Origin of the sequence: Pseudomonas sp. T8 (assembly GCF_024610635.1) — a bacterium.
GTDB classification, from domain to species: Bacteria; Pseudomonadota; Gammaproteobacteria; order Pseudomonadales; family Pseudomonadaceae; genus Aquipseudomonas; species Aquipseudomonas chlororaphis_I.
Map to the genome: position 1 here is coordinate 5,342,644 of NZ_CP102374.1, position 13,907 is coordinate 5,356,550.

Here is a 13,907-nt window from a genome sequence, read left to right on the forward strand (position 1 = left end):
CCCACTTCAGTTATCCACAAGTGGCCGACCTTTGCTTATCGAGTCCCGCCGTCGCGCTTATCTGTCCGCCATGCAGGTGGTCAGCTGGCTGCCGCGCACCGAATTGCCCTTTGCGGCGCCGTCCCGTCCCGAGTTGCTGGTGATTGCCGAGCCCGTGGTCGAGGCCCCGGCAGCCCCTGCACCTGTGGCCAAAACGGTTGCCGAGCCTGTGGCCAAGCCTGCCGAACGACCGAAAATCGAAGTGCCGCGTCCCGGCAGCGCTGCCGTTCGTCCGGTCAGCAAGCCCGTGGAGGAGGCGGAGGAGGCCCCGGCACCGGTCAAGGCCCCGCCCGTGCCGCCACCGCGTTTCGCCTTGCAATTGCTGCGCGCCGGCCGTTGCCTGCTGCTGGTGGAGTTACCCACAGGCGAAGCCTTCCAGAGCCGCGACCCGGCCTACCTGCTGCTCAAGGACATGCTGCGCGCCGCCGGCCTGCCGGACAGCCCGCAGATCCTCGCCGAGCCGGTGCGCTGGCCGATGCTGACCCGCGGCAACCTCGACCAGGGGCCGGACGCAGCGCGGGATTTCGTCCAGGCCTTTGTCGGGGCGCGGGTCGAAGAAGAACCTTGCGTCTGCCTATGGCTGATCGGCCTGCCGGCGGTACGTTTCGCGGGCGAGGCCGATGCGCAAGCCTACAACCGTGAACTCCAGGTCGAAGGCCTGGGCTCGGCCTGGGCGCTGCCCGGGCTGGAATTATTAATGGAAGAGCCACAGCGTAAGGCTGATGTCTGGCAAGCCATGCGTCGGCTGATGGCGCGTTGGAAAAGTAGCAATGAGTGACGCTTTATCGTTCCGCCAGGCCACCGAGGCGGATCTGGATGCCATCCTGAAAATCGAATACGCGGCGTTCAGCCATCCCTGGACCCGCGGCATTTTCACCGACGCCCTGAAGTCCTATGAAGTCTGGCTGATGTTCGAAGGCAGCCAGCAGGTCGGCCACGGGGTGATCCAGGTGATCATCGACGAAGCCCACCTGCTCAATATCACCGTCAAGCCGGAAAACCAGGGCCGCGGCCTGGGCCTGCGCCTGCTGGAAGAGCTGATGAAGCGTGCTTACCAGAAAGACGCGCGTGAGTGCTTCCTCGAGGTGCGCTCCAGCAACCAGACCGCCTATCGGCTGTACGAGCGCTACGGTTTCAACGAGGTCGGCCGTCGCCGGGATTACTATCCGGCGACAGGCGGGCGCGAAGATGCGCTGGTGATGGCCTGCACCCTGGTCGATTGACGAAGTATCAACCCGTTACGTAGGGCAGACGGGTCAGGGTTTGCCGTCCAGCGGGTCGCTATGGGCCAGTTCTGCTTCGTCCAGGCCATTGCCGCCGCCGATATCGTCTTCATCGACAATGCTCAGGTCCCAGTCGGCCGGCTGGTCTTCACCGGCTTCATGGGCGGAGCGGGCGCCGTCTTCGCGGATCAGGTTTTCCGGGGTCAGCTCATCGTCGTTGGGCTCCTCGTCGGCGTTGCCGGTCAGGCTGGAGCCATGGATGTGCCGGTGGGGAGTACGATGCTCCACAGAGCTGGAAGCAGGGTCGCCGACCCTGGCGCCGGGTTCTTCTTCATCGAAGTCCAGCTCTTCCATGGAACCCATGCGGTCTTCGTTGTCGTCGATGGGCTCGGGCTGAGGCGCACCATAGGGACGTCGTGATTCAGTCATGACGGTTGCTCATACTTTCGGGCTTAAAGAGTGGACCCACCAGACCCTGCAAGATTCAAAGGGGTGGATAAGCGGTATCTGCATAGACGCGCGTGACCCCGATAGACGGTCGTCTGTCATAGCAACGCATCAATCCTGAGGTTTCACAGCATGAACGAACTACAAGACCTGATTGATAACAACGAGCGTTGGGCCGAAGCGATCAAGCAGGAAGATCCTGACTTCTTCTCCAAGCTGGCTCGCCAGCAGACGCCGGAATACCTGTGGATCGGCTGTTCGGACGCCCGTGTACCGGCCAACGAGATCGTTGGCATGCTGCCCGGGGATCTGTTCGTACACCGCAACGTGGCCAACGTGGTGCTGCACACCGACCTCAATTGCCTGTCGGTGATCCAGTACGCGGTGGACGTGCTCAAGGTCAAACACATCCTGGTCACCGGCCACTACGGCTGTGGTGGCGTGCGCGCCTCGATGCAGGATCGCCAGCTGGGCCTGATCGATGGCTGGCTGCGCTCGATTCGCGACCTGTACTACGAACATCGCGAAGTGCTGGGGCAACTGGCCACCGAGGAAGAGCGGGTCGACCGCCTCTGTGAGCTGAACGTGATCCAGCAAGTGGCCAACGTCGGCCACACCAGCATCGTGCAAAACGCCTGGCATCGCGGGCAGAGCCTGTCGATCCACGGTTGCATCTATGGCATCAAGGACGGCCGCTGGAAGAGCCTGAACGCCACCATCAGTGGCTTCGAGCAACTGCCGCCGCAGTACCGCCTGCGTCCGGTCGGGGCGCTCTGAGGCGCTGAAACCCCATCGCGAGCAAGCTCGCTCCTACGGGCGATGTGCCGTTCTGTAGGAGCGAGCTTGCTCGCGATGGGGATGTAGCCGTTACCGCTTATCCGTCAGATATGCGGCGGTGCCTCGGTACTCATCGACGGTGCCGGCGCCTTCAACTGTTTCAGCTGGGTCTGTACCGGCTCGCTGGCGCACTTGGCCTGGGCCTGCTCCGGCGTCAGCTTACGGATCGAGGTGTAGAACAGAGCGCAGGTCTGCTCTTTGTTGGCCACCTGCCAGTTCTGTGTGCAGCTTTTGAGTTGTGCCGCCGGATCGCTGCCCGGCTTGCTGCCCATCCCGGCCTGCCAGCAGGCGGCGCTCAGGTCCTGCCCCATCACTTTCAAGCCGGCCGCATCGGCCTTGGCCTCGTCACCGTCGTAGTTCTCCGGGTCCGCCGCGTACCAGATGTAACTCGGGTGGTTGGAACCCAGCACCGGCACCTTCAGGCCCGCGCTCGGGCTGATCTGCGCCAGGCCCAGCACACTCACGGTGGCGCCGTACTGCTGCTTGATCCAGTTACGCACCGGCGCGCCGAAGGCCACCATCGGCAGGGCGCCGCCGCTGGCGTTCTGGCTGACCTGCTTGACCATGGTGGTCTGGTAGTCCTGGAAGTAGCCGTAGACGCCTTCCAGGTCCTTGCCGGCAGTGGCCGGGGCGGCGATCGGCGCGATGTCGATGATGGTCTGGTAGCCCGGGGTCTGCTCGGTGGGAATGCCATTGGTGGTGAGCAGGGTGGCCCAGCGGTCGGTGGTGGCCGATCTCAGGTAGTCCTGGGCTTGAGTCAGCGAGTAGTCCGGCGGGAAGTGCAGCAGCTCGACGCTCTTGCGGTTTTCCAGGGCCATGCCCAGGGGCAGGAACAGGTACCAGCTGTAGGTCCACTTGCCGTCGCTGTTGAGTTTGCTGGCGCCCTTGTAGGCCAGGTCGCCGGCATCCAGCAGGGCGGTCAGCGGCTTGCCATAGTCCTTCGGCACACCGCTGATGTTGGCGTACAGCTGGTTGTTATCGGTCTTCACCTTGACCTTGGCGGTGCTGTAGCCATCGCGCTTCACGCTTTGGGTCAGGTAGTGTTCGACGGTCTGTTCCAGCGTCCAGTTGCGGAAGCAGATCACGTTGCAGTTGTTGGGGTAGGAGAAGAGCTGGGTGACACGCTGGGTGTTGCCCAGCTTCAGATCGACGTTGGCCTGGGCTGCGGTGCTCAGGGTCAGGCTACTTAGGGTCAGGCCGCCCAGGGTCAGGGCGGCGAGGGGAAGGGACAATCCTGTGAGTTTCATGCTTGGCTCCTTGTCAGCGTAGGCCTCGTCTGGGCGAGGTAAGTTCCACCCTGAAACAGTAGCGGGTGACAAGGAAAAAGGTTGAATAAATCTTCATTTCTGCACCCGCAAACGGCCGCCCGGGCGGCCGCTGCCGCCGGTTCAGGCCGGGAAGTGCAGGGCATTGCTCAGGTCGCCCATGGGCGCCTGCCCCCGGGCGGTCATCGCCGCGTCCCGTTGCTTGAGGCCGTCGAGCGGTTCGAGCTGGAACACCCGGGTGATCAGCCGCAGGATCGACGCGGTGTCGTACACCGTATGGTCCACCGTGCCCTTGCGGGCGAACGGCGACACCACCAGCGCCGGGATGCGCGTCCCCGGCCCCCAGCGGTCGCCCTTGGGCGGGGCGACGTGGTCCCACCAGCCGCCGTTTTCATCGACCGTGACGATCACCACCATGTTCTGCCACTGCGGGCTTTCGCGCAGCACCTTCAGGACGCGCACGATATGCCGGTCGCCCGCGGCCACATCGGCATAACCGGCGTGCATGTTGAGGTTGCCCTGGGGCTTGTAGAACGCCACCGGCGGCAACTTGCCGGCCTCGGCATCGGCGAGGAAGCGGTTGCTGCCCGACTCATCGCCCAGGCCCGCATCGCGCAGGTGGTGGTTGCGTTCGTTCGGCTGCTCGGGACCGAACTGCGCGAAGTAGTTGAACGGCTGGTGGTGGTACTGGAAGTTGGGGATCTTCGGAATCCCCGCCGAATCCTTGTAGGCGTCCAGCGTGACCTGCCAGGCGCCGGCGTACCAGGCCCAGTCGATGTCCTTGCGCGAGAGCTTGTCGCCGATGGTGTCGTGGCGTTGCGGCACCAGCACATTGGGCAGGTCGGCCTTGGCATAGGCCGGGCGCTGCGGGTCGCGGATCCAGGTCGGCCAGTACGGCGGGGCCATGGTATTGACCGCGTAGCCATCCGGAGTCAGCAGGCTCGGGCCGAATTGCGGCGGGCCGCTCATGGCGCTGGCCGGGGATTGCTCCAGCGGCTTGAGACGGCTGTCGAGCGGGTCGTCGCTCTGCAGGGTGGCGATCTGCGGCTTGGCCACCGAATTGGCCGCATCCGGATAAAACGGCACGGCGGCGCTGATCAGGTACTGGTGGTTGAGAAACGAGCCGCCGAAGGTGCCCTGGAAGAAGTTGTCGCACAGCACGAACTCCCGGGCCACATCCCACAGGCGCAGCTCATAGCGGCTCTGGGCGTAATGACCCATGGGCAGGCCGCCGGAGTCGGCCCAGGCGACGAAACCATCGTTCTTGCCGCCGTTGATCTGCATCTGGTTCTGGTAGAACACGTGCCACAGGTCGCGGGTGACCAGGCCCAGGGGCAGGTCTTGGCCATCGGGGCCCTTGAGGGCGAAGGGGGCGTTGGGCAGGTGTTCCTGGTATTGGGTGCCGACCGGGTAGGTCACGCCATCCAGGGCCTGGGGCCCGACCTGGGCGACACCGCCCCAGACCGGCGGCAAGGTCTGCAACAGGCTGCCGTCGCGGTCGCGCTGCTGATAGTCGGCGGGCTTGAGGGCCGAGAGCGGTTTTTCCAGGCCCGGGAAGTCGGCGAACAGGTTGTTGAAGCTGCGGTTCTCGGCATAGATCACCACCACGTTCTTCACGTTGTCGCGCAGCGCCCGGTCCAGCTCGGCGGGCGACAGCGGGCGTTCCACCGGTTTGCCCGGCGCCGGGTCGTTATGGCCGCAGGCGCTGAGCGTCGCGCCGACACCCAGCACCGCCACGCCGCCGAGAAAACGCCGGCGGCTGGTGTCGGTGGGGGGCTCAGTGGCCTGGGAATGTTCTGGGTCTTTCGAGTGTTCGTCGCTCATGCCGGGTCCCTGATTACCTTTCGATCAATTCGTAACAAAGTATTTCGGCTGCACGGTAGCAACCGAATATGACGGAAAGACTACAGAAAAGGCTCTGGGACGGGGCTTAGAAGATAGTAGGGGGAGGCTGGAAAGCGTGTAGGGCTGCTTCTGTAGGAGCGAGTCTTGCCCGCGATGGCATCCATCCGGGCAATGATTTTCTCCAGGTAAAGCGCGGTGGCAGCTTTTGCGACCACTGCGCAGTCTGTCGCGAACCAGCTCGCTCCCGCAGAGAAACGAGCCGCCCGCAAAAGATTACGGCGCCACGGGTGGCATATAGCTCAGCGTGGTGCCCAATGCCCACAGCAGCACCAGCACCAGCGGCGCGTGCACCAGCAACTGGACGAAGGAAAAACCGATCAGGTCCCGCGCCTTGAGCCCCAGGACCCCCAGCAGTGGCAGCATGTAGAAGGGGTTGATCAGGTTCGGCAGCGCCTCGGCGGCGTTGTAGATCTGCACCGCCCAGCCCAGGTGGTATTGCAGGTCATTGGCCACCTGCATCACGTAGGGCGCCTCGATGATCCACTTGCCGCCGCCCGAGGGAATGAAGAAGCCCAGTACCGCCGAGTAGATGCCCATCAGCAGCGCATAGGTGTCGTGGGAGGCGATCTGCACGAAGAAGGTCGAGATATGGTGGGCCAGGGTCTGGCCGTCGACACCCTTGACCACGGTCAGCAAGGCCGCGATAGAGCCGTACAGCGGGAACTGGATCAGCACCCCGGTGGTGGTCGGCACGGCCCGGGCCACCGCTTCGAGGAAACTGCGCGGGCGCCAGTGCAGCAGCGCGCCGAGCATCAGGAACAGGAAGTTGTAGGTGTTGAGCCCGGAAATCGCGGTGATCGCCGGCTTGGTGGCGAACTCGTGGTAGAGCCAGCCGGCTGCCAGCAAGGCCAGCAGAATGGTCAGCAGCGGGCTGTATTCCAGCCATTCGCCGGGGCGGGTGCGCGGTTGTGGCTTGGGCATGCTGAAGCTCGGGTCGATGCCGCAGGCCTTGGCGTCGCGCGCCGAGTTCGGGCCGGGCGCGGTGGCGTAGGCGATGACCAGCGAGACCACGACCAAGGCCAGCAGCAACACGCCGGACTGCCAGAGAAAGATGGTCTGGGTGAATGGAATCACCCCGGTGATCGACAGGATCGACGGCGGCAGGCTGCCGGGGTTGGCCTGCAATTGCGCGGCGGACGACGACAGGCCCAGGGCCCATACCGCGCCCAGGCCCAGGTAGGCCGCGGCGCCAGCGGCGCGGTAGTCCATGCGCAGCTCGGTACGCCGGGCCAGGGCGCGCACCAGCAAGCCGCCGAACACCAGGGACAGGCCCCAGTTGAGCAAGGAGGCGACCATGGAGATCAGTGCTACCCAGGCCACGGCGGAACGGCCGTTCTTCGGGATGCGCGCCAGTTTGTCGATCAGCTTCACCGCCGGCGGCGAGCTGGCGACTACATAGCCGCCGATGACCACGAAGGCCATCTGCATGGTGAAGGGGATCAGGCTCCAGAAGCCGTCGCCGAAGGCCATGGCGGTGTCGGTGGGCTTGGCGCCCATGGCCATGGTGGCCAGGGCGACTATGACCACCGCCAGCGCGGCGAACACCCAGGAGTCGGGGAACCAGCGCTCGGCCCAGTTCGAGCAGCGCAGGGCAAAACGGGCGGAACGGCTGTCTTCAATGTCTGTGGACACGTCGATACCTCAAGTCTTTTTATGATTGTCAGGAGGTCGGTCGCCTCAGGCTGGGGCGGCCGAAAACTGTGCAAGAATGCGGCAATTGGTACCCACTGCAAAGGATTGAAGTACATGCCATTTCCGCTCGAAGAACGCCAGGCGCTGCTCAAGGTCAAGGGTGTCGGCGAAACCGTGGTCGCCCGCCTCGAACAACTGGGCATCGATTCCCTCGCCCAGCTGGCCCGGGCCGATGCCCTGGACATCGTCACTCAGGCCTCGGCCCTGGTCGGTTCCAGCTGCTGGAAAAACAGCCCCCAGGCCCGCGCGGCGATCCAGGCGGCGATCGCCCTGGCCAAGGGCGCCTGAAGCGGTGAGCCGCGAAACGCCTTTCGCCTATCAGGCCGTCTACCGCTACCTGGTGGAGTGGCTGGACGGCGCCAGCGCGGCCGAGCAGCGCCTGCCGTCATTGCGCGCCCTGGCCCAGCGCCTCAAGGTCTCGGTCTCCACCACCAAGTACGCCTACGCTTTGCTCGAAGATGAAGGGCGGATCTACGCCCGGCCCAAGCAGGGCTACTTCAGTCGCCCCGTGCCGGCGCCAGGGCTGGCGCCGGATACGCACTTGCTGGACAGGGTCTATGCCTACGCCCGCCAGCCCGGAATGCTGGCGCTGTGCAGCGATGCGCCGGCGATGTTGCTGTCCCTGGACAATCCCCTGTTGATGGCCGAGCGCGAGCTGGTGCGCCAGTACCCGCGCTCCCAGGCGCCGCTGTACCAGCCGTTTGGCGAGGCGGAGCTGCGCACGGTGCTGGCCGAGCGTTACACCCGCTCGACCACGGATTACTGGCAGGCCGAACAGGTGTTCCTTGGCACCGACCTGCGCGCGGTGCTGGCGTTGTCCCTCGATGCCCTGGAGCTGAATGGCAGCGTCGCCCTGGTGGAGTCGCCCTGTTCCTGGGCGATCCTGCGGCAATTGCAGGCGGCGAAGATCCGCGTGATCGAGCTGCCGCTGGATGCCGAAGGGTGTTTCGATCGCCAGCGGCTGCATGAGGTGCTGCAACGCGAGCCGGTGCGCCTGGCGCTGCTGTCCTCGACCTTGAATACACCCCACGGCAGCCTGATGCCCGCGGCGGATAAACAGCAGCTGTGCCGCTGGCTGGGGGAGCGCGGCATCTGGCTGTTGGAAAATGACAGCTATGGCGAGTTCTGCTTCACCCCGGAGCCGGCGCGGTATCGCGATTACGCCGATCCCGAGCGGCTGCTGGTGTTTTCCACCTTCGACAAGCTGATCGGTTCCGAGGCGCCCTTCAGCTACGTGCTGTGCCGCGGCCAGGGCGCGCGCTTGCAGCGGCATTTTCTCGAGCGCGCGTTTCGCCTGTCGCCGATCCGCCAGAAGGCCGTGGCCAAGCTGCTGGGCAGCGGCCGTGTCGATCAGCACCTGACGCAGCTGCGCGGTCTGTTGCGCGAGCGCATGGGCCAGATGCAGGCGCTGCTGGCCGAACACGCCGCCGAGCAGCTGCGCGTGGTCACCCCGGCCGGCGGCGCGACCCTGTGGGCCGAGGCCACGCGCCCGGTGGATATGGCCCAGGTCTATGAACAGCTGCTGGGCCAGGGCATCGTCATCGCCCCGGGGCAGATGTTCAGCCAGCAAGGGCTCTGGCGCCATCACCTGCGCCTGAGCTTCACCCTCGACTGGCGCCAGGACATCGCTGGCGCCGTGCAACGGCTGGCCCGGGCCATCGATCAAACGCCGTAGCAGTGCCGCGCCTCGGGGAAGCGGCCGTCGCGCACCTCGGCGGCGAACTGCTCGCAGGCCTGGCTGATCAGCGCGCCGACATCGGCGTACTGTTTGACGAAGCGCGGCACCTGGGGCCCGCCCAGGCCCAGCAGGTCTTCGGTCACCAGCACCTGGCCGTCACAGGCGGGGGAGGCGCCGATGCCGATGGTCGGCATCGGCGAGAAGTCGCTGATGCGCCGCGCGAGGTTTTCCGCCACCCCTTCCAGCAGCAGGCTGAACGCCCCGGCTTCGAGATGGGCGCGGGCGTCGGCCTCGATGGCCTGGGCGGTGGCGTCGTTCAGGCCCTGGGCCTTGAAGCCGCCCATGACATTCACGTACTGGGGCATCAGGCCGATATGGGCCATCACCGGAATCCCGCGCTGCACCAGGAACTCCACAGTCGGCGCCAGGGCCTGCCCGCCTTCGAGCTTGAGCGCGTCACAGCCGGTGCGCGCCAGCACCTCGGCACAGTTGCGGTAGGCCTGTTGCGGCGATTCCTGGTAACTGCCGAACGGCATGTCGGCGATCACGCAGGCCAGCCGGGTACTGGCGACTACGGCGCGGGTGTGGCCGATGATCTCTTCCAGGCTCATGTCCAGGGTGGAGGTGCGGCCGTAGCCGACCATGGCCGTGGAGTCGCCGATCAGCACGAAATCGACGAACGGGTCCATCAGCCGCGCCATGTGGCTGGTGTAGGCGGTCAGGGAGACGATCTTCTGCTGGCCTTTCATGGCCACCAGTTGCGGCACGGTCAGGCGTTTGCTGCGGGTATGGATGCTCATGGCGGCTTTCCTGTTGCGGGTGGGAAAGTCGCCGATTATTGGCGTCCGCGGCGCCGATTCAATGCACAGGAAAACCCTAAAAACCGACCCAGGAGGGTGTTGCAGTTGTCCCTCGCGGCGTTTGCGTAGACCATGGGCGCCTTGAATTCTGCCCAACACCGAGTGGCTTTATGTCCTTTTCCCCTGACGCGCGGCCGGCGCCGTTTTCCCGGTCCGACTACAAGACCCTGGGCCTGGCGGCACTGGGCGGCGCCCTGGAAATCTACGATTTCATCATCTTCGTATTTTTCGCCCTGACCCTGAGCCAGCTGTTCTTCCCGCCGGAAATGCCCGAGTGGCTGCGACTGTTGCAGAGCTTCGGGATCTTCGTCACCGGTTACCTGGCGCGGCCGCTGGGCGGCATTCTCATGGCGCACTTCGCCGACCGCCTGGGGCGCAAGAAGGTGTTCAGCCTGAGCATCCTGATGATGGCCCTGCCGTGCCTGCTGATCGGCATCATGCCGACCTACGCGCAGATCGGTTATTTCGCGCCGTTGTTGCTGCTGGCGCTGCGGGTGCTGCAAGGCGCGGCGGTGGGCGGTGAGGTGCCGAGCGCCTGGGTGTTCGTCGCCGAGCATGCGCCGGCCGGCCATCGCGGTTATGCCCTGGGCTTTCTGCAGGCCGGGCTGACCTTCGGCTACCTGATCGGCGCGCTGACCGCGACCCTGCTGGCGCAACTCTTCACCCCGGCGGAAATCCTCGATCACGCCTGGCGTTATCCGTTCCTGCTCGGTGGGGTGTTCGGCGTGATCGGCGTCTGGCTGCGCCGCTGGCTCAGCGAAACCCCGGTGTTCATGGCCATGCAGGAGCAGCGCGACAGCGCCGTCGAGCTGCCGCTGCGCACCGTGCTGCGCGAGCATCGCCTGGCGCTGTTGCCGGCGGCGATTCTCACCTGCGTGCTGACCTCCGCGGTGGTGGTGTTCGTGGTCATCACCCCGACCATGATGCAGAAAACCTTCGGCATGAGCGCCAGCCACACCTTCGCCCTGAGCAGCCTGGGCATCGTGTTCCTGAATCTCGGTTGCGTGCTGGCCGGGCTGGTCGTCGACCGCATCGGCGCCTGGCGCACGGTGATGCTCTACAGCCTGCTGCTGCCGCTGGGCATCGGCCTGCTCTACGGCTGCCTGATCAGCGGCGGCGACTGGGTCGGCCTGGCCTACGCCATCGCCGGCCTCGGCTGTGGCGTGGTGGGCGCGGTGCCGTCGGTGATGGTCGGGTTGTTTCCGGCGCGGATCCGCGTGTCCGGCATCTCCTTTACCTACAACATCGCCTACGCGCTGTGGGCGAGCACCACGCCTTTGCTGCTGATCGGCCTGATGCCCTGGAGCCCGTGGATCTGCGTGATGTATTGCGCGGTAATGGGCGCGGTCGGGGTCATCAGCGCCGGGTATTTCGGGGCGCGCATGCCGAGGCTGACGGGGAGTGCGGTGCCTGGGGTTTGCGCGGGGTCCTGAGGCTCTTTCGCGAGCAGGCGAGCGCTCCCACAGGGGAAAAATTTTCACCTCCGGAAATACCTGCAGGCGCCGGCGCGCGCGGGCTAGAGCCTTTGCCGCCAGCCTGCGGTTTAACCCGGGCAATACCGTTGAATGTTGTGCTTAGCCAAGGCCCATTTACCCGCTAATCTCTCGAAAAAAAGCGCGCGGTCCACGCGCCAGTTTTCGGGAGCTGCCTTGATCCGGTCCGTCCTTTGTTCCCTGCGTGATTTCTCCACGCTGCCCCCGTTGCTGCAGGCGGCATGGTTGTCCTTTGCCATTGGCCTGTTCATGACCCTGCTTCAGCTGTGGATCTTCAACTTTGTCGACTATGGGTTGGAGGGTGCCAACATCGAATCCCTCAGCGGCAAGGTGCTGTATGCCGACCGTGGCGGGATGCTGATAGAGGACGCGGACAGTGGCGAATACACCCGGCTCAAGGTGGTTCGTGGCATCACCTATCTGAACGTCGGCCATGACCAGATCCTGGGGCGCACGCTGAGCTTCACCCACCTGCGCGATGCGGTGCTGAGCTGCACCCTCGATGGCGAGGAGCTGTGCATCGCGCAATGCGCCAACGCCATGGAATGCCTGGACAGCCGCCGCGAGCGCGAGACGCCGCAGGGCATATTGATCATGGCGTTCGGCACCAGCCTGGTGTGCCTGGGCCTGCATGCGCTGCGCCGGCGCAAGTCCGCGCCGGGTAGCGGGATCTTTTGAATTGCCGCCGGGCACCGTTGCCCCTAGGCTGTGCGGCATCTGTTTCAGACCAGGAGCCCTGCATGCAGGTCGTGCCGATACTCGAAACTTGCGCACAGGTGCAGGCGCGTGTGCGCGAGCTGCGCAACCAGCCGGACGTGCGCAAGTACATGTACACCTCCCACGAGATTTCCGAGGCCGAACACCGTGCCTGGCTCGACTCGCTGGTGGGCAATCCGCGGCAGTCGGTGTTCGTGGTGCTGCAAGAGGGAGTCGCCTGCGGCGTGGTGTCGCTGAACGCGATCAATACCCTGCACAAGAGCGCCGACTGGGCCTTCTACCTGGACAGCGGCTTGCAGGGCAAGGGCCTGGGCAGCCAGCTGGAATTCTGGTTGCTCGACCATGCCTTTGGCGCGGCCGGCCTGGAAAAGCTCAACTGCGAAGTGCTGGCGCTGAACCAGGCGGTGATCCGCCTGCACCAGAAGTTCGGTTTCACCCTCGAGGGCGTGCGCCGGCAGAACGTCGAGAAGGACGGCCAGCGCATCGATGTGATGCTGCTCGGCATCACCCGCGAGGAATGGGCTGCCCAGCGCCCGGGCATGCTCGCGGTGATGGCGCGCCTGGGGCGCTGAAAGCCGTTACGCATAACGCTCAGATGGCAGCGGCATGACCATTGCGTCATTTTGCCGGGGCAGGCTGCTCAGGCCGGCTATCATCAGCCACGACGATTTTCATAGGCGGGGGCTTTCATGGGCGCAGGGCACAGTCACGGACAGGTTCGGGCCGGACACGAACGCACGTTATGGATGGCCCTGGGGCTGACCGGCAGTTTCATGATCGCCGAGGTGATCGGCGCCTTTATCACCGGCAGCCTGGCGCTGCTGTCCGATGCCGCCCACATGATGACCGACGCGCTGGCGCTGGCGATCTCCCTGGTGGCGATCCAGGTCGGCAAGCGCGCGGCCGATCGCAAGCGCACCTTCGGTTATGCACGTTTCGAGATTCTCGCCGCGGCGTTCAACGCCATCCTGTTGTTCGTGGTCGCCTTCTACATCCTGTTCGAGGCCTGGCAACGCCTGTCCGCGCCGGCGGAAATCCAGTCCACGGGCATGCTGGTAATCGCGGTGCTGGGGTTGATCGTCAACCTGATCTCCATGCGCCTGCTGGCCTCGGCGAGCGCCGAAAGCCTCAACGTCAAGGGCGCCTACCTGGAAGTGTGGAGCGACATGCTCGGCTCCATCGGCGTGATCGTCGCAGCCTTGGTGATCATGTACACCGGCTGGGGCTGGGTCGATTCGCTGGTGGCCGCGGCCATCGGTTTCTGGGTGCTGCCGCGCACCTGGATGCTGCTCAGGGAGAGCATGAACGTGCTGCTGCAAGGCGTGCCGGACGGCATCGATATCGATGAGGTCGAGCAGGGCATCCGCGCCATCGACGGGGTGACCGAGGTGCACGACCTGCACCTGTGGGCCCTGACCAGCGGCAAGAACGTGATGAGCACACACCTGGTGGCCGACCTGGGGCGGCGCAGCGAACAGCAGATCCTCGCCGAGGTCACCGAGCTGATGCACGAGCGCTTCGATATCTCCCATGTGACGGTCCAGGTCGAACAGGCCGGCTTCCACGAACAGGGGCACGAAGAGCACGTTCATTGATTCCCCGGCGTATCGAGCTCCATACCCTGTAGCCGCTGCCGAGCCTGCGAGGCTGCGATCGACTGCGAAGCAGGCGCCGCTCTTGGGTGCGCCGGAGGTCCTGCGACCAGCGTGGCCCGGACCATCGCAGCCTTCGGCAGCGGCTACATCGACTGG

At 65.1% G+C, this 13,907-nt stretch carries 14 protein-coding genes; 9 read left to right on the top strand and 5 right to left on the bottom strand.

Annotation, left to right across the window (positions count from 1 at the left end; translation table 11 throughout):
* Nucleotides 1–31 precede the first annotated feature (31 nt).
* Together NRG23_RS24195 and rimI are read left to right on the top strand one after the other, a co-directional pair.
* The gene (locus NRG23_RS24195; RefSeq protein WP_028684162.1) at nt 32–817 is read left to right on the top strand and encodes a hypothetical protein; all 786 of its coding nucleotides are present in this window, start codon (nt 32–34) and stop codon (nt 815–817) included.
* Entirely contained in the window at nt 810–1,262 is a 453-nt protein-coding gene (gene rimI, locus NRG23_RS24200; RefSeq protein WP_007930137.1) for a ribosomal protein S18-alanine N-acetyltransferase, read from the top strand. Before NRG23_RS24195 ends, rimI begins: the two co-directional genes overlap by 8 nt.
* Nucleotides 1,263–1,295: 33 nt before the next feature.
* Here the strand turns inward: rimI and NRG23_RS24205 are convergent, their stop codons facing one another.
* Nucleotides 1,296–1,691, bottom strand: a complete 396-nt coding sequence (locus NRG23_RS24205) for a hypothetical protein (RefSeq protein WP_016703647.1) — start codon at nt 1,689–1,691, stop codon at nt 1,296–1,298.
* 150 nt (nt 1,692–1,841) lie between these two features.
* Between NRG23_RS24205 and can the strand changes: the two genes are divergently transcribed.
* Nucleotides 1,842–2,486 (top strand): carbonate dehydratase, encoded by a 645-nt coding sequence (gene can, locus NRG23_RS24210; protein WP_009050866.1) that lies wholly within the window; start codon nt 1,842–1,844, stop codon nt 2,484–2,486.
* Between the two features lie 104 nt (nt 2,487–2,590).
* Here can and NRG23_RS24215 read toward each other — a convergent pair whose 3' ends face one another.
* From NRG23_RS24215 to NRG23_RS24225, 3 genes are all read right to left on the bottom strand, one after another.
* Entirely contained in the window at nt 2,591–3,793 is a 1,203-nt protein-coding gene (locus tag NRG23_RS24215; RefSeq protein ID WP_103331734.1) for a hypothetical protein, read from the bottom strand.
* Between the two features lie 141 nt (nt 3,794–3,934).
* Nucleotides 3,935–5,635, bottom strand: a complete 1,701-nt coding sequence (locus NRG23_RS24220; protein WP_028684163.1) for an acid phosphatase — start codon at nt 5,633–5,635, stop codon at nt 3,935–3,937.
* Nucleotides 5,636–5,929: 294 nt separating this feature from the next.
* Nucleotides 5,930–7,348, bottom strand: a complete 1,419-nt coding sequence (locus tag NRG23_RS24225; protein WP_009050863.1) for a short-chain fatty acid transporter — start codon at nt 7,346–7,348, stop codon at nt 5,930–5,932.
* 114 nt (nt 7,349–7,462) lie between these two features.
* Between NRG23_RS24225 and NRG23_RS24230 the strand changes: the two genes are divergently transcribed.
* Both NRG23_RS24230 and NRG23_RS24235 read left to right on the top strand, forming a co-directional pair.
* Nucleotides 7,463–7,696, top strand: coding sequence for a hypothetical protein (locus tag NRG23_RS24230; protein ID WP_009050862.1), 234 nt, complete (start codon nt 7,463–7,465; stop codon nt 7,694–7,696).
* A gap of 4 nt (nt 7,697–7,700) precedes the next feature.
* A complete protein-coding gene (locus NRG23_RS24235) occupies nt 7,701–9,083 on the top strand; it encodes a PLP-dependent aminotransferase family protein (protein WP_028684165.1) in 1,383 nt (460 codons plus the stop codon).
* On the opposite strand, the gene panB is transcribed toward NRG23_RS24235, so the two are convergent.
* Nucleotides 9,071–9,886 carry a 3-methyl-2-oxobutanoate hydroxymethyltransferase gene (panB, locus tag NRG23_RS24240; RefSeq protein ID WP_009050860.1) on the bottom strand — a complete coding sequence of 272 codons (816 nt, stop codon included), beginning with the start codon at nt 9,884–9,886 and terminating at the stop codon, nt 9,071–9,073. The two genes, NRG23_RS24235 and panB, sit on opposite strands and share 13 nt — an antisense overlap.
* 170 nt (nt 9,887–10,056) lie before the next feature.
* On the opposite strand from panB, the gene NRG23_RS24245 reads away from it, so the two are divergent.
* From NRG23_RS24245 to NRG23_RS24260, 4 genes are all read left to right on the top strand, one after another.
* Nucleotides 10,057–11,379 (top strand): MFS transporter, encoded by a 1,323-nt coding sequence (locus NRG23_RS24245; protein WP_257372506.1) that lies wholly within the window; start codon nt 10,057–10,059, stop codon nt 11,377–11,379.
* Between the two features lie 285 nt (nt 11,380–11,664).
* Nucleotides 11,665–12,117, top strand: coding sequence for a hypothetical protein (locus NRG23_RS24250; RefSeq protein ID WP_257372508.1), 453 nt, complete (start codon nt 11,665–11,667; stop codon nt 12,115–12,117).
* 62 nt (nt 12,118–12,179) lie between these two features.
* A complete protein-coding gene (pseH, locus tag NRG23_RS24255; protein ID WP_041984141.1) occupies nt 12,180–12,728 on the top strand; it encodes a UDP-4-amino-4,6-dideoxy-N-acetyl-beta-L-altrosamine N-acetyltransferase in 549 nt (182 codons plus the stop codon).
* A 117-nt stretch (nt 12,729–12,845) separates the two neighbouring features.
* Entirely contained in the window at nt 12,846–13,751 is a 906-nt protein-coding gene (locus NRG23_RS24260) for a cation diffusion facilitator family transporter (RefSeq protein WP_028684166.1), read from the top strand.
* Nucleotides 13,752–13,907: the final 156 nt, after the last annotated feature.